Raw genomic sequence first — 20,241 nt, 5'->3', positions numbered from 1 at the left:
TAGATATGGCAAAAAAGAAAACAACTCAGTCTAAAAAAGAGACTTTAGATTTTACAAAATATGTACGTTGGTTTTGGATCCTTTTTTTATGTGGTGTTGCAGCTGTAATACTACCATTTTTGTTGGCATCATGGGGTTTTTTAGGTGAAATGCCAGATTATACTAGATTAGAAAATCCTGAAACAAATTTAGCGACAGAAATTATTTCTTCTGATGATAAGACCTTAGGTAAATTTTATTTTGACGATAATAGAACACCTATTGGTTTTGAAGAATTACCAAAAAATTTAGTAGATGCATTAATTGCAACTGAAGACACGCGTTTTTTTGAACATTCTGGTATAGATGGTCGAGGGACACTAAGAGCATTTTTCTTTTTAGGAGGAAGAGGAGGTGCTAGTACAATTTCACAACAATTATCACGTCAATTGTTTGTTGGAGTAGCATCTAGAAACATTTTTAGTAGGTTAACTCAAAAGATAAAAGAATGGGTTCTTGCCATTAAATTAGAACGTCAATACACTAAAGAAGAAATTATAGCAATGTATTTTAATATCTATGATTTTGGTAATAATGCAGATGGTATTCGTTCCGCTTCTAGAATTTATTTCAATAAAGAACCAATAGATTTAGATGTAAAAGAATCTGCAATGTTAGTAGGTATGTTTAAAAATTCTTCTTTATACAACCCTATTCCTTCCAGAAATCCAGTAGGCGTTAAAAATAGACGTAACGTTGTTTTGTCTCAAATGTTTAAATATGATTATATCACGGAAGAAGTAAAAGATTCGCTTCAAAAAACAGAATTAGATTTAGATTTTACTCCAGAAACACATAGTCAAGGTATAGCTACTTATTTTAGAGAATACCTTAGAGGCTTTATGAAAGATTGGGCAAATGATGAAAAGAATAGAAAACCAGATGGTAGCAAATACGATTTATATAGTGATGGTTTAAAAGTTTACACAACCATCGATTCTCGTATGCAACAATATGCAGAGGATGCTATTGCTATGCACATGCCAAGATTGCAAGCAGAATTTGATAATCAAAACACACCAGATCGAAATAAAACAGCACCATTTTTAGATTTAACCAAAGCCGAAGAAACCAAGTTAATGAATGACGGAATGAAGCGAGGTGAACGTTGGAGAATTCTTAAAAATCAAGGAAAGTCAGATAAGGAAATTAAGGCATCCTTTGAAAAGCCTACTCAAATGCGAGTTTTTAAGTGGGTAGATGGCAAAGCAAGTGAAGTAGATACGGTTATGAAGCCAATAGATTCAATGCGCTATTATAAATCTTTTTTGCGTCCAGGAATGATGTCAATGGATCCGCTTACAGGGCATGTGAAAGCTTGGGTTGGAGGAATGAATTACAAGCATTTTCAGTACGATATGGTGAAACAAGGAAAACGTCAAGTCGGATCTACCTTTAAGCCTTTTGTTTATGCAACAGCAATTGATCAATTGCAATTTTCACCTTGCGATTCTTTTCCAAGAACACAAATTACAATTGAAGCTGATAAGTATGGGAATCCAGAACCTTGGACGGTTAAAAATTCGGATGGAAGATATTCTGGTAAGCAAACCCTTAAAGATGCTTTAGCAAGTTCTACTAACACGGTTACAGCACGTTTAATGAATGAAATTGGACCACAACCTGTTGTAGAAATGGCAAAAAAATTAGGAATTACTTCTGAGATTTTACCCGTTCCCGCAATTGCATTAGGTACACCAGATATTAGTATTTACGAAATGGTTGCGGCTTATTCAACATTTGCTAACAAAGGCGTTTACAATAAACCTGTTATGGTAACGCGTATTGAAGACAAAAACGGTACGGTTCTTTATCAGTTTAAGCCAGAAAGTAAAGATGTATTAAGTGAAGAGGTTGCTTATGTTACAGTTAATCTTATGGAAGGTGTAACGCAAGCAGGTTCAGGTAAGCGTCTTAGACATAATTCTAAATGGCTTGCAAATTCATCCGTTTATAAAGAAGTTATGACAGGTTATCCATATGAGTTAACTAATCCTATAGCAGGTAAAACAGGGACAACTCAAAACCAAAGTGATGGTTGGTTTATGGGTATGGTACCTAATTTGGTCACAGGTGTTTGGGTTGGCGCAGAAGATAGAGCAGCGCATTTTAAATCCATTCATTATGGTCAAGGTGCATCAATGGCGTTACCAATTTGGGGATTATACATGAAAGCTTGTTATGCAGATAAAACTCTAGATGTTTCTGATGGTAAATTTGATAAACCTTCAGACTTAAAAATTGATATTGATTGTGAAGCTAGAGATGAAGGCGATATTGGAGGCTCAGAGCTTCCAGAAGATAATATTGATGTAGATTTCTAAAATCTATCAATAGTCACACCTGTATTTAATACCATTAAATTATAAAGTAAGTACTTAGTTTCGTATTTTTAAAAAGCTAAATTTTTAAACAATATGATTAACAAAAAAGTAGAGAATGTTACTGAAGCACTTAAAGGTGTTTCTGATAATATGACCTTTATGTTTGGTGGTTTTGGTTTGTCTGGTATTCCAGAAAACGCGATAGCCCAACTCGTAAAACTTAATTTAAAAGGATTAACCTGTATCTCTAATAATGCAGGCGTTGACGATTTTGGTTTAGGGTTGTTGCTTCAACAGAAGCAAATTAAGAAAATGGTTTCATCTTATGTTGGTGAAAACGATGAATTTGAACGTCAGATGCTTTCTGGCGAGCTAGATGTAGAATTAATTCCTCAAGGTACATTAGCAGAACGTTGTAGAGCAGCACAAGCTGGTTTTCCTGCAATTTATACACCAGCTGGTTACGGTACAGAAGTCGCAGAGGGAAAAGAAACAAGAGAATTTGATGGTAAAATGCATGTATTAGAATATGCATTTAAAGCAGACTTTGCTTTTATTAAAGCATGGAAAGGAGATGCTGCCGGAAATTTAATATTTAAAGGTACAGCAAGAAACTTTAATCCTAATATGTGTGGTGCAGCTAAAGTAACCGTTGTTGAGGTTGAAGAATTAGTACCTGTTGGAGAATTAGACCCTAATCAAATTCATATTCCAGGCATATTTGTGCAACGTATTTTTAAAGGTGCACATTTTGAAAAACGAATAGAACAACGAACAGTTAGAAAAAGAGCATAGTTATGTTAGATAAAAACGGAATAGCGAAACGTATCGCGCAAGAAGTAAAAGACGGTTACTATGTTAATTTAGGGATAGGAATACCAACTTTGGTAGCCAATTTTGTAAGAGATGACATTGAAGTTGAATTTCAAAGTGAAAATGGCGTTTTAGGTATGGGACCATTTCCTTTTGAAGGAGATGAAGATGCTGATATTATTAATGCAGGAAAACAAACGATAACAACATTGCCAGGCGCATCATTTTTTGATTCAGCTATGAGTTTTTCTATGATTAGAGGAAAACATGTTGATTTAACAATACTAGGAGCAATGGAAGTCTCAGAAAATGGAGATATAGCTAATTGGAAAATCCCTGGAAAAATGGTTAAAGGAATGGGTGGCGCAATGGATTTAGTAGCAAGTGCAGAGAATATTATTGTAGCTATGATGCATACCAATAGAGCGGGAGCTTCTAAGTTGTTGAAAAAATGCTCTTTACCTTTAACAGGAGTTGCTTGTGTAAAGAAAATTGTAACTAATATGGCAGTTTTAGAAGTTACACCTAAGGGATTTAAGCTTTTAGAACGTGCACCTGGTGTATCTGTAGAAGCTATTAAAAATGCTACCGAAGGTGAATTAATTATTGATGGAGATATTCCTGAAATGAAGATTTAGATTAATTGCTTTTTTTAAAAAAAATACAAGTCGCTAATTTTAGCGACTTTTTTGTACGTAATTTCTCTGCGCAAGGAATAAAATGTTAAAAATATATGTATTTCATCGATTAATAATGTATTTAAGCAGATAAATGTAGAAATTGTTACATATTGCAGTCCCAAATAAAACGAATAATATTAACCTGATTTACCATAAACTTAATTTACCTTTTTGCCCCAAATCTACCATGAATTACTGCTTATGAAATCAAAACCAAATCTACCAGAACCTACTTTTAATGAAGATGAAGAATTTTCAATTTTAGAAAACACTTTTGAATTAGTCTCAAATGTTTTAAAGTTAGCCAAAAAAGTATTCATGCTATAATCCTTTTGGAATAGCATGAATTAACTTTTTTGTGTAAGCTTCTTTGGGTGATGCATAAATATGGTCTGCATCGCCAATTTCTTCAATCTTTCCTTCATTCATTACTAGCAGTTGATCTGCCATATATTTTACAACGGCTAAGTCGTGCGAAATAAATATATAGGTAAATCCAAATTGTGCTTTTAAATCATTTAATAAGTTTAAAACTTGTGCTTGTACAGAAATGTCCAGTGCAGAAACAGATTCGTCACAAACTATAAGCTGTGGTTCTAAGGCTATTGTTCTTGCAATACCAATACGCTGACGTTGTCCTCCAGAAAATTCATGTGGATAACGATTAAAAGCTGAAGCATCTAATCCTACTTTCTCTAATATGTCTAATACTTTTTCTTTTCTTGTATTATTTGAAGAGCCAATATTGTGGACTTTCATGGGTTCTAAAATGGCATTACCAACCGTTAATCGAGGGTTTAAAGAAGCAAAAGGGTCTTGAAATATGATTTGAATCTCTTTTCTTAAGCTTCGCATTTGAGAAGATTTCAACTTAGTGATATCATTTCCTTTGTATATAATTTTACCAGAAGTAGCTTTGTCTAGTTGTAAAATTGCGTTTCCTAAAGTAGATTTTCCGCAACCAGATTCACCTACTAATCCTAAGGTTTCACCAGGATAAACTTTAAAGCTAACACCATCAACGGCATTAAAGTTTAAATCTTTAGAAAACCAACCAGTTTTAGATAAGTATGTTTTTTCTACATCAATAAGCTCTAAAAGGGGTGTTTGGTTATAGAGCTTTTCATGATTTATTTTGCGCTCAGCTTTAGTGATAATAGATGTATTTGTACTATTATTCATAAAATCTGAAATAGTTGGTAATTTTTTTAAACGGTATTCAGTTGAAGGTCTAGCACCAATTAAGGCTTTGGTATAATTATGTTTTGCTGCATTAAAAATAACATCAGTTGTACCTTGTTCTACAATTTCTCCTTTGTACATAACCAAAACTCTGTTGGCTAATTCAGAAACTAAAGATAAATCGTGCGAAATAAAAAGCACACTCATTTTGGTTTCTGCTTGTATGGTTTGTAATAATTCTAAAATTTCTTTTTGTACAGTAACATCTAAAGCTGTTGTTGGCTCGTCTGCGATTAGTAATTTTGGTTTACACGCAATTGCCATGGCAATCATTACACGTTGTTTTTGTCCACCTGAAATTTCATGAGGATAGGCTTTATAAATACGTTCTGGGTTAGGGAGTTTTACTCTTTCAAATAAGTTTAGAACTTCTAGTTTAATTTCTGAAGTTGATAGTTTAAAATGTTGTTTTAAGATTTCTTCAACTTGTCTACCACAGCGCATCGATGGATTTAAAGAACTCATTGGTTCTTGAAAAATCATTGCAATGTCTTTTCCTCTCAAGGTTTGAAATTCTTTTTCAGAATAATTAACTAAGTCCTTGTCTTCAAATAAAATAGAACCAGAAGTAATTTTAGAAATCTGTTTTGGCAATAAACCCATTAAAGCTAATGATGAAATAGATTTACCAGAACCAGATTCTCCTACAACGGCAACAATCTCATTGGGTTGAATATTAAATGAAATATTCTTAATAATCTGCTTCTCTTTTTTATCCTTAAAAAAAGAAATATTTAACGTATCAACAGAGAGTAATTTTTCATTTGCCATAGGTAAATGTAATCAATTTCTTCAATAGTGCTGTGGTAAAACCGTAACTCTAAAAACTTTACTGTATTTAGTCGAAAACGTTTTCGTTTATTAACATTATTTTAATAATTTCAGTGAATAATTAATAAAAATTAACTTAAAAAAACAATAATTAGTATGAGAAAAAACTATTTTCATGGTGTTTGCTTAATGTTGTTTCTGTTGTGTATTCTACCAGCATTTTCGCAAACAAACCTTCAAAAAGAGGAGATTATTAGTCGTTATGATTTAAAAGTAATTCAAGATTTAAGTGTAAAATTTAATGAACAAGCAAAAGCCGAAAAGGCAAAAGCCACACAAATGGCATTATTAAAAGGTTGGCCATTAATTATTAAGACTGATAATTCATATTTAGAGCTTCAAAAGATTTCTACAGAAGGGAAACCAATCTATTATACCACGTTTAATGTGGCTGCGGCAGAATCAACAAGAACCAATCATTTAAATTCTGGAGGTTCATTAGGCTTAAATTTAGATGGCCAGAATATGATAGCTCATGTTTGGGATGGTGGTTTAGCTCGTGCGTCTCACCAAGAGTACGATGGCGCAGGAGGTAACAATAGATTTTCTATTGGTGATGGTACCACAACATTAAATTATCATTCAGCACACGTTACAGGTACTATTATTGCATCTGGTGTTGTTGCTAATGCTAAAGGAATGGCTCCTCAAGCAAGTGCCGTTGGTTACGAATGGAATAATGATATTTCTGAAGCAACAAGTGCAGCAGGAAATGGAATGCTAATTTCTAATCACTCTTATGGGTATGCAGCTAGAAATTCACTAGGTCAACCGCAATTACCAGACTATTATTTTGGAGGTTATATTACCGATTCTAGAGATTGGGATGAAATTATGTTTAATGCACCTTACTATTTAATGGTAGTGGCTGCTGGTAATGATGGATCTGATAATTCTGCAAATGGTGCTCCTTTAGACGGAAATGCTTCTTATGATAAACTTTCGGGCCATGCTACAGCAAAAAATAATATGGTTGTTGCTAATGCAAATGACGCTAATATTGATTCTAATGGAAACTTAGTTAGTGTTACTATTAATAGCAGTAGTAGTGAAGGACCAACTGATGATTATAGAATTAAGCCAGATATTACAGGTAATGGTACTGCGGTATATTCTACATATGAGTCTAGTGATACAGCTTACAATAGTATTACAGGTACCTCTATGGCATCGCCTAATGTGGCTGGTTCTTTATTATTATTACAACAACATGCTAATAATGTTAATGGAAGTTATTTAAGAGCTTCCACTTTAAAAGGTTTAGCACTTCACACAGCTGATGATGTTGGATCTACGGGACCAGATGCTATTTATGGTTGGGGATTAATGAATACAAAAAGTGCTGCTGAAGCTATTACTAATAATGGAAATGAATCTAAAATAGAGGAATTAACATTAACCAATGGACAATCGTACCAAATTACGGTTGATTCTGATGGTATTAATGATTTATACGCATCCATTTCTTGGACAGATAGAGCTGGTACTGCTACAACTACAGCTAATTCTAATTCAGCTGTCTTAGTTAATGATTTAGATATTAGAGTAACTCAAGGAGGAACAACGTATAGTCCTTGGCGTTTAACAGGAGTTTCTACTAATGGACAAGGTGATAACTCAAAAGATCCTTATGAAAGAGTAGATGTGGCTAATGCTACCGGAACTTATACAATTACTATTACTCACAAAGGTTCATTAACTGGAGGAAGCCAAAACTACTCATTAATTGTAACAGGTTTATCTGGTACACCAATAGTTTGTAGTGCAACCACACCAACGGGATTATCTATTGATGGTTTTGGGTCATCCACAGCGACAGTTTCTTGGGATGCCGTACCAGGAGCATCATATGATTTTAGATATCGCGAAACAGGAACTTCAACATGGACAACATCTTCGGTTTCTTCGGCATCAACGTCGTTGTCAGGTTTGTCGCCTGAAACAGCTTATGAAGTACAAGTGAGAAGTATCTGTGCCGATAATTCAACGTCGTCTTACACAAGTTCTGCAAGTTTTACAACAACCGAAGTACAATTAAATTATTGTACATCTACAAGTAGTAATGTTAACGATGAATATATTAGTCGTGTACAATTAGGTACTATAGATAATACATCTGGTGCTCAGTTTTATTCAGATTTCACTAATCTGTCAACAGCATTAAGTCAAGGTCAGAGTTATTCTATTACAATAACGCCTACTTGGACAGGAACCGTGTATGCAGAAGGCTATTCTGTTTGGATAGATTATAATCACGATGGCGATTTTTCAGATTCAGGAGAACAGGTTTGGTCGCAAGCGGCAACGCAGACAACACCAGTTAGTGGTAGTTTTTTAATTCCATCGGGAACTTATATCGGAAATACTAGAATGCGAGTTTCAATGAGTTATAATGCTGTACCAACTGAATGTCAATCGTTTACTTATGGTGAAGTTGAAGATTACACTGTAAACCTTTCTGCTGGTACACCAGACACAACTGCACCAGTTATTACATTAACAGGAGCTTCTACAATTAATTTAGAAGTTGGTGATACTTACAATGAGTTAGGTGCAACAGCGACAGATAATATAGATGGCAATTTAACGTCTAGTATTGTAATTACAGGAACAGTAAATACAACTTCTGCTGGTACTTACACCAAGTTTTATAATGTAAGCGATGCAGCAGGAAATGCAGCTGCGCAAGTAACAAGAACTATCATTGTAACTCAGCCAGCAGACACAACCGCTCCAGTTATTACATTAACAGGAGCTTCTACAATTAATTTAGAAGTTGGAGATACTTATAATGAATTAGGTGCAACTGCAACGGATAATGTAGATGGTAACTTAACATCTAGTATTGTAATCACAGGTACAGTAAATACAAATTTAGCAGGAACATATACAAGGTATTATAACGTTAGTGATGCAGCAGGAAATGAAGCAACACAAAGAACAAGATCTATTATAGTTACAGAACCTGCTACAGGAAGTGGTTGTACAAGTGGTATTTCTTCATTCCCTTATTCTGAAAGTTTTGAAAACACATTTGGCGCATGGACACAAGCAACAGGTGATGATTTTAATTGGGCAACAAGAAGCGGAACAACACCATCTAGCAATACTGGTCCTTCTAGTGCAGATTTAGGTTCTTATTATATTTATATGGAATCTTCTTCACCAAATTATTCAACAAAAAGAGCGATATTAAATTCGCCTTGTTACGATTTGAGTAGTGCTTCTCAGGCTACATTTGAGTTTAAATATCATATGTATGGAGCTTCTTCAATGGGAAGTTTAGCGTTAGAATTGAGTGATGATAATGGTACATCTTGGACAAGCATTTGGAGCGCATCTGGAAATCAAGGGAATTCTTGGTTAACAGCTAGTGTTAATTTAGCAGCTTATGTTGGTAGTTCGGTTCAATTACGTTTTAATGGTATTACAGGCACAACTTGGCAAGGTGATATGGCTGTAGATGCTGTAAGTTTATCTACAGGTGGTGGATCTGGTCCAACTTGTTCTGATGTTTCATTATCTATTACTTTTGATAATTATCCAGAAGAAACTGCATGGAGTGTTGTTAATGCTTCTGGTAGTACAGTGGCTTCAGGTGGAACTTACGGTTCTCAAGCTGATGGGTCCACATTAACTATTGATGTTGGTTGTTTAGATGATGGTTGTTATGATTTTGTAATTACAGACACTTATGGTGATGGTATATGCTGTTCTTACGGAAATGGCTCGTATTCGTTAACAAATTCTGATACAGGAGTTTTATTAGCTTCAGGCGGTTCGTTTACAAGTTCTGAGACTACTAATTTCTGTTTAGGAAGTTCTAGTTCAAATTTCGGATTAAATGCTAGTGTAATTGCAGAAAATCCTGGTCAATATTTCAAAGTACACCCAAACCCTGTTAAAGAAACACTTATTGTTGATTTAGTTGGGTATGAAGCGCAAACCTTTGAAATATTAAATATGTTAGGACAAATTGTAGCAAAAGGACGTTACACTTCTACAATTGACGTATCAAAATTTGAAAATGGAGTTTATATCTTACAATTGAATATTGGAGAAAAGAAACAATTAAAACGTTTTATTAAGGAATAAATGGTCCTTAGTATTGTAGTTAGTAATGAAAAAGTCCTGATTTTAAATCAGGACTTTTTTTATATATGTTTTATTTCATCTTCATGAAGTAATTCGTCTCCTCGTAATCTTAAGAAAATCTGTGCGACGGCAATTGTGTCTTTTTCGCAGTAGATAATAATTCTGTCAATCTCCTTTTCTTTGTAGTAAACACGGTAAACTTCGCTACCATCTATATCATCTTTTGGAGACGGAATCCCTAAAACATTAGTTAATAATTTTAATGATGTATAAGTTTTGTAATCCCCAAATTTCCACAATTCTAAAGTATCAAGATGAGGTACTTCCCATGGTTTTTTCCCGAAGAGATTTAGTTTGTATGGTAATTCTATATTATGTATAATCATTCTTCTGGCTATGTACGGAAAATCGAATTCTTTACCGTTATGTGCACAAAGCAAATGTTTATTAGAACTGAAATGCGAAATCAATAGGTTTTTAAAATCTTTTAAAATTTTAATTTCATCACCATAAAAAGACGTTACTCTAAAATTTCGAGATTCGCCTGCCATTTTAAAATATCCAACAGAAATACAAACTATTTTTCCAAACTCGGCCCAAATACCTGCTCTGTCGTAAAACTCTTCAGCTGTAAACTCTTCTTTGCGCTGGTAACGCGATTTTGCATCCCAAAGGTCTTGTTTGGTTTTATCTAAGTCAGAGAAGTTTTCTGTTTCCGGAACGGTTTCTATATCTAAGAATAGAATGTTCTCTAGGTTGAGTTTATTTATCATCTTTAATAGAATAATTTATTATAATAAAGGCAAAAAATATTAATTGCAGATAATATACAATAGATGAACTAATTAATATGAGATAGTTTTCTTTTATAAATTCACTATAACTTTTTATTTTATCATTATAACCTTCAAAAGCGGAAATACCATATAAATTATAAAGAACTTGTAAAATTTGAATTATAAAATAAATAGCAATGAGCCAAATTATTTGCCTTTTGAGATGTTTTTGATTGAGTACTTTTTGTTTTGTAATTAGTTTTAAAATGATAAAAACGGAAATAATAAATACTATTAATTGAACAATTTCCTTAGCTATTATTGTATACAGTGGATTTTGATTGGTTATAATAAATAATTGATGTGTAATGTGACCTAAAAAGAATGCGAATTCAGCAGTTAATAGAATGCTAAAGCCTCCTATTACTAAAAAAAGTAGATGCTGTTTTGTTATTAATTTATCCAAATTTTAAAATTATTCTCCCATCATCTCATAAGCTTCATCAATATAAACATAAAAATCTAAAGGAAAGGAATTTAACGTTTCAGTACTTCTGTGATGTCCTAATCTAACAATGATTAAATTATCTTCAGGAATCACAATTACATATTGCCCTAAAATGCCACGCATTGCAAATGTGTGCTTTCCATTGTAATCACTTATCCAAAATCCGTAGCCATAAGGTTGACCGCTAAATCTAGATTGGGTTGCCGTGTTTACAAACGTTGAATCTAGTATTTGTTTACCATTCCATTTTCCATGGTCTTTATAGAGTTTTCCAAAACGTGCAAAATCGCGTGCATTACTAGAAATACAACAAAAGGCTTTTGCTAGTTTGTTTTTGTCATCATCTAATTGCCACAAGGCATCACTTTTTGCTCCTAGTGGTTGCCAGAAACTTTCAGAAAGATAATCTGCTAATTGTTTTCCGGTAGCTTTTTTAATAACCATACCAAGCAGTTGTGTGCTGCCACTTAAATATTCAAAATCTTTACCTGGTGTTTTTATGACTTTCTGATTTAAAATAGTTTCGGCTAAATCATCATCATAATTTGCTCTAGCAGTTATGGAGAAAGGACTTGTATAAGATTCTACCCAATCTAAACCAGATGCCATGGATGACAAGTCGCCAACTGTAGTTTTAGTGCCTTTATATTGCGGATAAAAATCACTGATAGGTTGGTCTAAACTCTTTATATAACCATCCATTATAGCTTTACCAAGTAATGACGTTGTTATACTTTTAGCCATTGAAAACGAATTGGTTTTAGAATCTACACTATAATTTTCTGCATAGTTTTCATAATAAATACTATCATTTTTAATGATAAGATAGGCAATAGTGCCAAGTTCTTTGTTTGTATCAGCTAATCTTTGTGTAGCATTTACAGAATTGTAATTTTTATGTAATGGCCATTTATCTGTAGTGCTTCCTTTTTTAATAGTATCATTTTCAAAATGCGGATAGTCATCTATATAAGCTGTGGTATGGCCTGTAAAGTAAACAACACGTATTCCTTTTAAAATGTAATCGTAATCAAAAATATAAGAGGCTATAACAAGCGCACCAATAATTCCGATGAGCCATTTTAATAGTTTTTTAATGAATTTCATATTTAAGATGGGATAAGTTAAGTGTTTATGATTTTAATTTTATCGTCTTTAGCTTTTCTTTATAAAATGCTTTGTGAGCAATATAAATGGTCTTTTTAAAAGTAGCGATAATATTTTCTTTGTCATCAACTAAACTCATGGTTTTTATAATATCGGTTTTTTGGTCTTTTGAAATAAGCTCTTTTATAGTTGTAATTTCTTCAGCCGAAAAGATGAATTCTCCATAAATAGTAGATTTTGCTGGTTTTTTATAACGCGCCTCAACAGCTTTATCCCATACTACATAGTCGTTACCTAGTATTTGAATGAGTTGAATCATATAAATTGGATCAGTGGCAGCTAACATACTACCACCAAAAAGTGAGCCAGCGTAATTGCGATTTTTCCAACTAAGTTTCAATCTAATTTTTACATAATGTAAATCATCACTAACTTCTATAAGTTTTGCCGTAGTACGTCTGTACATTGGCGACCAATTAAAACCATATTTATAAATAGTAGAGGTTTTAAAAAACCGTTTTAAAAATTCGGTTGCAATTTTGTACATAAAACCTAAAATAAAGATTGTTGTTTGTAGTCACTTTCATGATTTAGCAACCATTGTTTTCTATATAGACCACCAGCATAACCAGTTAGACTACCATCACTTCCTATGACTCTATGGCAAGGAATTAGTATCCAAAGCGGGTTTTTTCCATTAGCATTAGCTACTGCTCTTATGGCTTTAATGTCTCCTAATTGTTTAGATAATTGTAAATACGATATGGTTTTACCAAAAGGAATCGTTTCCAGTTGGTTCCATACTTTTTTTTGAAATGTGGTGCCTTCGGGATTAAGTTTTAAATCGAAGGTTCTTCGGGATTCATTGAAGTATTCTTTAAGCTGAATAACACATTCTAATAAAGATTCTGGTATAGTGTCTGATAATTCTACATGATTATCTACTATTGAAACTGAAGTAATACCATTTTCGTTTCCTACTATTTTGGCATGTCCTAAAGGCGTTTCAATATAGCAGGTTTGCATTAATTTTCTGGCTTGTCGTTATCAATAATACCTAAGCGCTTTGCTCTTGTTTCCCAACTTTTTCTGGCTAATTGCTGTAAGTCCGAAACATTATCACTCTCATCCATTATCTCAAGTCCTAGAAGAGTTTCTATAACATCTTCCATAGTTACTAAACCACTAACAGAGCCATACTCGTCTACTACTAAGGCAAGATGATTTCTGCTTTCTACTAATTGTTCAAATAATATTGGTATTGGTAAATCTCTATTTACAATAATAATACTTCTTTTTATTTCAGATAATGGTTTAGAGCCATTACCAAGAGCCATTTCTTTAAAAACCTCAGCTTTTAAAACTAAACCTGTAATATTATCTGGGTCATTTGTAAAAACAGGAACTCTAGAAAAACGAATATTAGAATTAGCATTAAAAAAATCTTCTACAGTCATGCTTTCATCTTCAGTTTTCATTACAGTACGAGGTGTCATTACATGCTTGGCTTGTACTTCTTTAAAGGTGAGTAAGTTTTTAATAACTTTACTTTCGTTTTCTTCAAAAACACCCTCTTCATGAGCAATATCAGCCATAGCAACAAAACCTTCTCTACTTAAAACACTACCATGACCTTTACCTCCAATTAATTTTGTAGTCAATTGAAGTAACCATAAAATACCTGTCCATTTTAGAGGAAAGATAAGAATATTAAGAGCTTTGGTTGTAAAATTTGCTAACTGTTTCCAATAGGTTGCTCCAATGGTTTTTGGTATAATTTCTGAGGCAACCAAAATAAGAATAGTCATTATAGTAGAAACTACACCAACCATAATTTCTTCTGTAAATTCAAACCCTAAAATGTTTCGTTTACTAGAGCCGTAAAGCTCTACATAAGCTACTTTTGCCTGTACACCAACTAAAATGGCACCAACCGTATGTGCAATGGTGTTTAAAGTTAATATGGCGATTAAAGGACGATCGACATCCTTTTTTAGTTCCTCTAATTCTTCTGCATAAGCTTTGCCTTCTTTCTTTTTAAGATTAAGAAAAGTTGGCGTTATACTTAAAAGCACAGCTTCTAAAATAGAACATAAGAATGAAAAGAAAATGGATATGACGGCGTAAAAAATGAGTAAGCCCATTAATGTTTTGAAGTTTTAGATGTACAAAGTTACAAAATGAATACTAATTTAAAGCTAGCTAATTTTATAGTTATTACCAAGTTATATTTTTTAGTAGTAAACATCGAATTAATATATTTTGTAAATTGAAGCATGAAAAATTATATTTTAATAATCTGTTTAATAGGAACCTACGCCTTATCGGCTCAAAATAAGGGAAAAGTAACCTACCGAATTGAAGCAATTAAAGATAGTATTGAGAAGTCTTTTGAGAATTTAAAAAACTCAGAGGCCAAAAATAGGGCCTTGCAAATGTTTCAAGATTCTCAGCCTGTTGAAGGTTATTTGGTCTTTAATGATAGTGTTTCTATTTATAATGTAGAGCCAAAAATTGATATTCCTGGATGGAATAATGGAAGTGATGGTCTTATAATAACAAGAAGTAAAATGAATATATCATGGTCATTGGCTGGTGGAAATTCTACACATTACAATGACATGAGTCGCGATTTTATTATTAATCAAAATAAAATAATGGGTCCAACGGTAAGAGTGATTCAAAAACCTAAAGAGTGGACAATTACAGAAGAATCTAAAGTTATTGATGGTTACACCTGTTATTTAGCCACAATTGATAAGCTTAATGATAAAAAGTTAAAGGCATGGTATACACCCGAAATACCGGTGAAACATGGACCAAAAGGATTTCATGGTTTACCAGGTTTAATTATGGAAATTGAGGATGTTATTTACTTATGGAAAGCCATTAAAATAGATTTTGATAGTCCGGAAGCTGATGACATTTTAGAGCCAGTTGAAGGCGATTTAATGACCAAAGAAGAATTTAAAGAGTTCTGTGGTAATCCTTTTACTGAAGATTAATTTTAACTTTCTAGAATTATTCTGGTATTTGGAACACCATATTGAGAAATACGTTCTAATAAAAAGACTAAGTCCTTATTGCTTTTAAAATAAGCAAGAATACATAAACTATCTTCACCTGAAATGCGATCGCAACGCTGAACTTCGTCGATATTTTTAATTTGATTAGAGGCTGTTCTTAAAGTACTAGATTGATGGATTTTTAGATTGATATAAGCCTTAACATTAACTCCAAATTTTTCATGATTAACACGAAGCGAATACCCTAAAATAAAACCTTTTTCTTCCAATTGTTTTACGCGTTTTCCAACAGCTGGAGCCGATAAATCTACAGATTTTCCGATGGTTGCAAATGACTCTCGTGCGTTTGCATTGAGCATTTTTATGATTTTTTCGTCAATAGTGTCCATTTTTAGTTTCGAAATCAATTAATTGGTTATTCAATTGATTCGAAACTAAAGGTAGTAAAAATAATTTGTTTAGTATTCTATATTCGTTACTTATTAAGTAACTTAACCACATCCTTAGCAAAATAACTAGCAATAATATCTGCACCAGCACGCTTAATAGACGTTACTTGTTCCATCATTACAGCGTCATGGTCTAACCACCCTTTTTCGGCTGCAGCTTTTAGCATCGCATATTCACCAGATACTTGATAAACAGCCAAAGGAACATTAAAATTGTTTTTAATATCGCGTACGATATCCAAATAACAAAGACCTGGTTTTACCATTACAATATCAGCTCCTTCGTTAATATCCATTTCGGTTTCTTTAATAGCTTCGTCTCTATTAGCAAAATCCATTTGATAAGTTTTTTTGTCCTTAGGAACATCTATCAAATCCACAGGTGCAGAATCTAAAGCATCTCTAAAAGGGCCATAAAATGCAGAGGCATATTTAGCCGAGTAACTCATAATACCAACATCAATAAGGTTAGATTGGTCTAAGGCTTCTCTAATAGCTATAATACGACCATCCATCATATCACTTGGTGCCACAAAATCAGCACCAGCTTCTGCGTGAGACAAACTCATTTCAGCTAACGCCTCAACGGTTGCATCGTTTATAATTTTTCCACCTTCAACAATACCATCGTGTCCGTAAGACGAATATGGGTCTAAAGCCACGTCTGTCATTACTAACATTCCTGGGCAAACTTCTTTTACCGTTTTAATAGCACGTTGCATTAAACCATTAGGATTCCATGCTTCAGTACCTTTGTTGTCTTTTAAGCTATCATCAACTTTTACAAATAGTAAAACTGATTTTAAACCTAAACTCCATAATAATTTCACCTCTTCTTTTAGTAAATCTAAACTGAAACGATAGTAATTTGGCATCGATGCAATTTCTTCTTTTACACCTTTGCCTTCAACAACAAAAAGTGGTACTAAAAAGTCATTCGGTGTAATGTAAGTTTCTCTAACTATACTTCTAATGGCTTCGTTAGTTCTTAGTCTTCGATTTCTTCTAATTGGAAACATGATTTTATATTTTGTAGACCTGTTAAGTTTTAGAAACCTAACGGGTTTTAATGTATGAGGATTATGATTACTTTTATCAAATACAAAGTTAACGATTAAAACCTATTATTGAGTGCTCAAATCCTTAGATGATTTAGAATTTATTTTTCCATGGCGAAGCTATCAGGCAGAACTTTTAAAACACTTTAATGGTCATATTGCAGACAACCATTTTCATGTAATTGCGCCTCCAGGTTCTGGAAAAACGATCTTAGGATTAGAAATAGTTAGGAAATTAGGGAAGAAAACACTGGTTTTAGCGCCAACCTTGACCATAAGAAATCAATGGGAAGACCGTTTACAATCTTTTTTTACTGAGAATTGTGATTTTAAAGCCTATTCATTCGATATTAAAAATCCAAGTGATGTTACGTTTTCTACTTATCAATCGCTTCATGCTTTTTATAAAACTTTTGAAGATAAAACCGATTATTATCAATTCTTTAAAAAACACAATATTGAAACTTTAGTTTTAGACGAAGCGCATCATTTAAAAAATGCATGGTGGAATTGCTTAATGGATTTAAAACGGAATTCTGAGTTTTACATCGTAGCATTAACCGCAACACCACCTTATGATAGCAGTAGAGCAGAAGTGTCTAAATATTTTACGCTTTGTGGCGAAGTTGATGATGAAATTGCAGTGCCAGATTTAGTGCGCGAAGGGGATTTGAGTCCACATCAAGATTTTGTGTACTTCTCAAAACCCGAAGATTTAGAGATAAATTTTATCGTTGATTACAGACGAAATATTTCAGATTTTAAAGATGAATTATTAAAGGATGAAACCTTTATCAAATTCTTAATTGAACATCGTTTTTATAAAAATCCAAATTGGCATTTGGATGAACTCTATTCTAATACCGAATATTTTTCTGCGATTCTCATCTTTTTGTATGCCTGTGGTTTTGAAATTGACCATCAAAAATTGGAAGTTCTTGGTTTTGATGAAAAGGAAAAGATTCAGTTTCCTGAGCTCAATTTACATTGGCTTGGTATTTTGTTTCAGAATATCTTAGTTTCCGATAGAGAACAATTAATAGAGCAAGAGAAGTATGTGTCAACTTTAGAAAAACGACTTAGACGACTTCATGTTTTTGAGCGGAATTCAGTTGATTTTATTGGGGAACAACTGCTTTACAAATCCTTGTCTAACAGTCCAAGTAAGTTGAAAAGCATCGTTAGTATTGTTAAAGCAGAACGCGAAAGCTTAAAACGCGATTTAAGATGTGTGATTCTAACGGATTATATCCGAAAGGAATTTTTAAATATTAAAACTGAAGAAATAGAAGGCATAGACAAAATTGGTATGCTTCCTATTTTTCAATATGTACGTCATTATTGCGATAAACCTGAAGAATTAGGAGTGCTGTCTGGCAGTATCGTCATCATTCATCAATCTATTTTAAGACATTTTGAAGCGATTGAATCTTTAGATTATTTTTCATTTTCGCCATTACAAATAGATGAATCTTTCTTATTAGTAACTTCAAAAGGAAAGCCAAAAAATTCTATTGTTAGTATTATTACACAACTTTTTGAAGCAGGTTATATTAGAGTTTTAATTGGTACAAAATCCTTATTAGGCGAAGGTTGGGATGCGCCATCTATAAACAGTTTAATTCTGGCTTCGTTTATTGGTTCGTTTGTATCGTCTAACCAAATGCGAGGTAGAGCGATTCGGAAAGATGCATATTCGCCTAAAAAAACCGGAAACATTTGGCACTTAGCTTGTGTGGACCCAACCGATTTAGATGGCGGAAAAGAAGTAGATACTTTAAAACGACGATTTGAAGCTTTTGTAGGTGTTACAAACAGTACGATTCCGTTTATTTCTAATGGCTTTGAACGGTTGAATATTCCTGATGAGATTCCTGTAGAATCTATTGAAGCATTAAACGAATCGACATTAAATGTTGCAACAAAGCGGATTTTAATTACCGAAAAATGGAATAATGCGATAGGAAATGGCACGAAGCTAACCAAAGAAGTAAAGGTTTTACATCAAGGAAAGCGACCATTTAAAAAACAAAAACAAATCTATTATTTTGATGTACTTCGGTTTTTTGTGGTGGAATTATTAATTACTATTACGCTTTTTTATGTAGAATTTATAGCTAATAGTTTCAATCTCATTTTACAACGAGGTGTGCTTTATTTTGTCTATGCATTTTTTGCTGCGTTTGTGGCTATGTTCGGTTTTAAGCTTTGGAAAGCGTTAAAACTCTACATTCGTCATGGCTATTTGTATAAAAAAATCGGGAAAATGGGATTAGCCATTTTGGATACTTTAGATGAATTGGGTTATATCACTTCTGGTAAAGAAAATATAAACGTGAATTCTTACGTGTTAGGAAAAGGTGATGTGGTTTGTAATTTGGTTGGTGCCAATGCGCTTGAAAATTCGCTATTCGCTAAAGCATTGACTGAGCTTTTAGAACCTATTGAATCGCCAAGATATTTAATTGTAAAGACCAATTTTTTCAGAAAGCGATTAGATGTTGAAAATTTTTATCCAGTTCCGGAATTGTTTGGTGATAAAAAAGAAAATGCCTTAGTGTTTCAAAAACATTGGAAACAGTATTTAGGTAAAAACAAACTGGTTTTCACACGAAGTGTTGAAGGTAGAAAATTGCTTTTAAAAGCACGATTGTTTCATGTTTACAATGCGTTTAAAGAAGTGACTAAGGAAGTGATGGTTTGGAAGTGATAGTTTACAGACCTAGCAGGTTTTAAAAACCTAGCAGGTCTAGTAAAAGTTTTTGTAATACATCTACCTTTATTACCTATTAATAAATCCAAATTGTAATTATTCAACAATCAAATTATAGTATGGTTGGATAATTTTAGACCTGCTAGGTTTGAAAAACCTGCAAGGTCCTGCTGCTTATCTACTCAATCCTAAGTAATACCATAGATTACCTTCCTTTACAAAAGCCGATTTTTCATGGATAACATCTACTTTTCCATTCTCAAAGAAATAAGCGTTAAAGGTTACTGTTCCCTCAATGTCGTCTTTAGAACCTTTTGAAGTGTCTAAAACTTCCAGTTTAATCCATTGTACGGATTTTGCCCATTTCACAATGGCTTTTTTCTCTTTTATTGGTCTTGTCGATTGGTGGTGTGTTGCCATTAAATAATCGCCATTGGCAAGAACAAAAGCGGAATATCTAGAACGCATGAGTTGTTCGGCTGTTTCTGTTTTTCCGTTGTTAAGATGGAAAACTTCGCAGCAGTCTTGATAAGTTTTATTGGTTCCGCAGTAGCAGTTCATGGTTGAATTTATAATATTT

Annotated in this window: 17 protein-coding genes; 7 read left to right on the top strand and 10 right to left on the bottom strand. The window is 33.2% G+C overall.

The features are described from left to right. Positions 1-5: 5 nt before the first annotated feature. From HNV10_RS02530 to HNV10_RS17275, 4 genes are all read left to right on the top strand, one after another. Positions 6-2,363, top strand: a complete 2,358-nt coding sequence (locus HNV10_RS02530) for a penicillin-binding protein 1A (protein WP_173299749.1) — start codon at positions 6-8, stop codon at positions 2,361-2,363. A gap of 93 nt (positions 2,364-2,456) precedes the next feature. Continuing rightward, entirely contained in the window at positions 2,457-3,158 is a 702-nt protein-coding gene (locus tag HNV10_RS02525; RefSeq protein WP_173299748.1) for a CoA transferase subunit A, read from the top strand. Positions 3,159-3,160: 2 nt separating this feature from the next. Then, entirely contained in the window at positions 3,161-3,814 is a 654-nt protein-coding gene (locus HNV10_RS02520; protein ID WP_173299747.1) for a CoA transferase subunit B, read from the top strand. Positions 3,815-4,057: 243 nt separating this feature from the next. Beyond that, the gene (locus tag HNV10_RS17275; RefSeq protein ID WP_262887121.1) at positions 4,058-4,183 is read left to right on the top strand and encodes a hypothetical protein; all 126 of its coding nucleotides are present in this window, start codon (positions 4,058-4,060) and stop codon (positions 4,181-4,183) included. Here the strand turns inward: HNV10_RS17275 and HNV10_RS02515 are convergent. Beyond that, entirely contained in the window at positions 4,178-5,869 is a 1,692-nt protein-coding gene (locus tag HNV10_RS02515) for an ABC transporter ATP-binding protein (RefSeq protein ID WP_173299746.1), read from the bottom strand. The two genes, HNV10_RS17275 and HNV10_RS02515, sit on opposite strands and share 6 nt — an antisense overlap. 156 nt (positions 5,870-6,025) lie before the next feature. On the opposite strand from HNV10_RS02515, the gene HNV10_RS02510 reads away from it, so the two are divergent. Continuing rightward, the gene (locus HNV10_RS02510) at positions 6,026-10,024 is read left to right on the top strand and encodes an immunoglobulin-like domain-containing protein (protein ID WP_173299745.1); all 3,999 of its coding nucleotides are present in this window, start codon (positions 6,026-6,028) and stop codon (positions 10,022-10,024) included. Between the two features lie 59 nt (positions 10,025-10,083). Here the strand turns inward: HNV10_RS02510 and HNV10_RS02505 are convergent, their stop codons facing one another. The 6 genes from HNV10_RS02505 to HNV10_RS02480 are packed head-to-tail and all read right to left on the bottom strand — an operon-like array spanning position 10,084 to position 14,559. Next, positions 10,084-10,797, bottom strand: coding sequence for a 3'-5' exonuclease (locus HNV10_RS02505; RefSeq protein ID WP_173299744.1), 714 nt, complete (start codon positions 10,795-10,797; stop codon positions 10,084-10,086). Continuing rightward, the gene (locus tag HNV10_RS02500) at positions 10,787-11,266 is read right to left on the bottom strand and encodes a hypothetical protein (RefSeq protein ID WP_173299743.1); all 480 of its coding nucleotides are present in this window, start codon (positions 11,264-11,266) and stop codon (positions 10,787-10,789) included. Before HNV10_RS02500 ends, HNV10_RS02505 begins: the two co-directional genes overlap by 11 nt. Positions 11,267-11,275: 9 nt before the next feature. Then, positions 11,276-12,415 carry a serine hydrolase domain-containing protein gene (locus HNV10_RS02495; protein ID WP_173299742.1) on the bottom strand — a complete coding sequence of 380 codons (1,140 nt, stop codon included), beginning with the start codon at positions 12,413-12,415 and terminating at the stop codon, positions 11,276-11,278. Positions 12,416-12,440: 25 nt separating this feature from the next. Then, a complete protein-coding gene (locus tag HNV10_RS02490; protein WP_173299741.1) occupies positions 12,441-12,962 on the bottom strand; it encodes a PaaI family thioesterase in 522 nt (173 codons plus the stop codon). A 5-nt stretch (positions 12,963-12,967) separates the two neighbouring features. Further along, positions 12,968-13,441, bottom strand: coding sequence for a methylated-DNA--[protein]-cysteine S-methyltransferase (locus tag HNV10_RS02485; protein WP_173299740.1), 474 nt, complete (start codon positions 13,439-13,441; stop codon positions 12,968-12,970). Next, positions 13,441-14,559 carry a CNNM domain-containing protein gene (locus HNV10_RS02480; protein WP_173299739.1) on the bottom strand — a complete coding sequence of 373 codons (1,119 nt, stop codon included), beginning with the start codon at positions 14,557-14,559 and terminating at the stop codon, positions 13,441-13,443. The genes HNV10_RS02485 and HNV10_RS02480 overlap by 1 nt, the downstream gene beginning before the upstream one ends. A 132-nt stretch (positions 14,560-14,691) precedes the next feature. On the opposite strand from HNV10_RS02480, the gene HNV10_RS02475 reads away from it, so the two are divergent. Continuing rightward, on the top strand, positions 14,692-15,420 hold the full coding sequence (locus HNV10_RS02475) for a GLPGLI family protein (protein ID WP_173299738.1): 729 nt from the start codon (positions 14,692-14,694) through the stop codon (positions 15,418-15,420). Between the two features lie 2 nt (positions 15,421-15,422). Here HNV10_RS02475 and HNV10_RS02470 read toward each other — a convergent pair whose 3' ends face one another. Both HNV10_RS02470 and hemB read right to left on the bottom strand, forming a co-directional pair. Next, entirely contained in the window at positions 15,423-15,830 is a 408-nt protein-coding gene (locus tag HNV10_RS02470; RefSeq protein WP_173299737.1) for an Lrp/AsnC family transcriptional regulator, read from the bottom strand. A gap of 86 nt (positions 15,831-15,916) precedes the next feature. Further along, positions 15,917-16,909, bottom strand: a complete 993-nt coding sequence (hemB, locus tag HNV10_RS02465) for a porphobilinogen synthase (RefSeq protein ID WP_173299736.1) — start codon at positions 16,907-16,909, stop codon at positions 15,917-15,919. A 112-nt stretch (positions 16,910-17,021) separates the two neighbouring features. Between hemB and HNV10_RS02460 the strand changes: the two genes are divergently transcribed. Beyond that, positions 17,022-19,658: a DEAD/DEAH box helicase family protein gene (locus HNV10_RS02460; RefSeq protein WP_173299735.1), complete on the top strand. Its 2,637-nt coding sequence runs from the start codon at positions 17,022-17,024 to the stop codon at positions 19,656-19,658. Between the two features lie 177 nt (positions 19,659-19,835). Here HNV10_RS02460 and HNV10_RS02455 read toward each other — a convergent pair whose 3' ends face one another. Further along, on the bottom strand, positions 19,836-20,222 hold the full coding sequence (locus HNV10_RS02455; protein WP_173299734.1) for a YchJ family protein: 387 nt from the start codon (positions 20,220-20,222) through the stop codon (positions 19,836-19,838). Between the last annotated feature and the right edge of the window lie 19 nt (positions 20,223-20,241).

Source organism: Winogradskyella litoriviva (assembly GCF_013249065.1).
GTDB lineage: Bacteria > Bacteroidota > Bacteroidia > Flavobacteriales > Flavobacteriaceae > Winogradskyella > Winogradskyella litoriviva.
Note: the sequence above shows the minus strand (reverse complement) of the source record. Positions and strands in the feature narration are given on the sequence as shown.

Bases quoted from the DNA above. Each gene is read 5' to 3' on its own strand.
- HNV10_RS17275 (WP_262887121.1), top strand. From the start codon at position 4,058: ATGAAATCAAAACCAAATCTACCAGAACCTACTTTTAATGAAGATGAA.
- HNV10_RS02530 (WP_173299749.1), top strand. From the start codon at position 6: ATGGCAAAAAAGAAAACAACTCAGTCTAAAAAAGAGACTTTAGATTTT.
- HNV10_RS02505 (WP_173299744.1), bottom strand. From the start codon at position 10,797: ATGATAAATAAACTCAACCTAGAGAACATTCTATTCTTAGATATAGAA.
- HNV10_RS02510 (WP_173299745.1), top strand. From the start codon at position 6,026: ATGAGAAAAAACTATTTTCATGGTGTTTGCTTAATGTTGTTTCTGTTG.
- HNV10_RS02455 (WP_173299734.1), bottom strand. From the start codon at position 20,222: ATGAACTGCTACTGCGGAACCAATAAAACTTATCAAGACTGCTGCGAA.
- HNV10_RS02480 (WP_173299739.1), bottom strand. From the start codon at position 14,559: ATGGGCTTACTCATTTTTTACGCCGTCATATCCATTTTCTTTTCATTC.
- HNV10_RS02515 (WP_173299746.1), bottom strand. From the start codon at position 5,869: ATGGCAAATGAAAAATTACTCTCTGTTGATACGTTAAATATTTCTTTT.
- HNV10_RS02470 (WP_173299737.1), bottom strand. From the start codon at position 15,830: ATGGACACTATTGACGAAAAAATCATAAAAATGCTCAATGCAAACGCA.
- hemB (WP_173299736.1), bottom strand. From the start codon at position 16,909: ATGTTTCCAATTAGAAGAAATCGAAGACTAAGAACTAACGAAGCCATT.
- HNV10_RS02520 (WP_173299747.1), top strand. From the start codon at position 3,161: ATGTTAGATAAAAACGGAATAGCGAAACGTATCGCGCAAGAAGTAAAA.
- HNV10_RS02485 (WP_173299740.1), bottom strand. From the start codon at position 13,441: ATGCAAACCTGCTATATTGAAACGCCTTTAGGACATGCCAAAATAGTA.
- HNV10_RS02490 (WP_173299741.1), bottom strand. From the start codon at position 12,962: ATGTACAAAATTGCAACCGAATTTTTAAAACGGTTTTTTAAAACCTCT.
- HNV10_RS02495 (WP_173299742.1), bottom strand. From the start codon at position 12,415: ATGAAATTCATTAAAAAACTATTAAAATGGCTCATCGGAATTATTGGT.
- HNV10_RS02475 (WP_173299738.1), top strand. From the start codon at position 14,692: ATGAAAAATTATATTTTAATAATCTGTTTAATAGGAACCTACGCCTTA.
- HNV10_RS02525 (WP_173299748.1), top strand. From the start codon at position 2,457: ATGATTAACAAAAAAGTAGAGAATGTTACTGAAGCACTTAAAGGTGTT.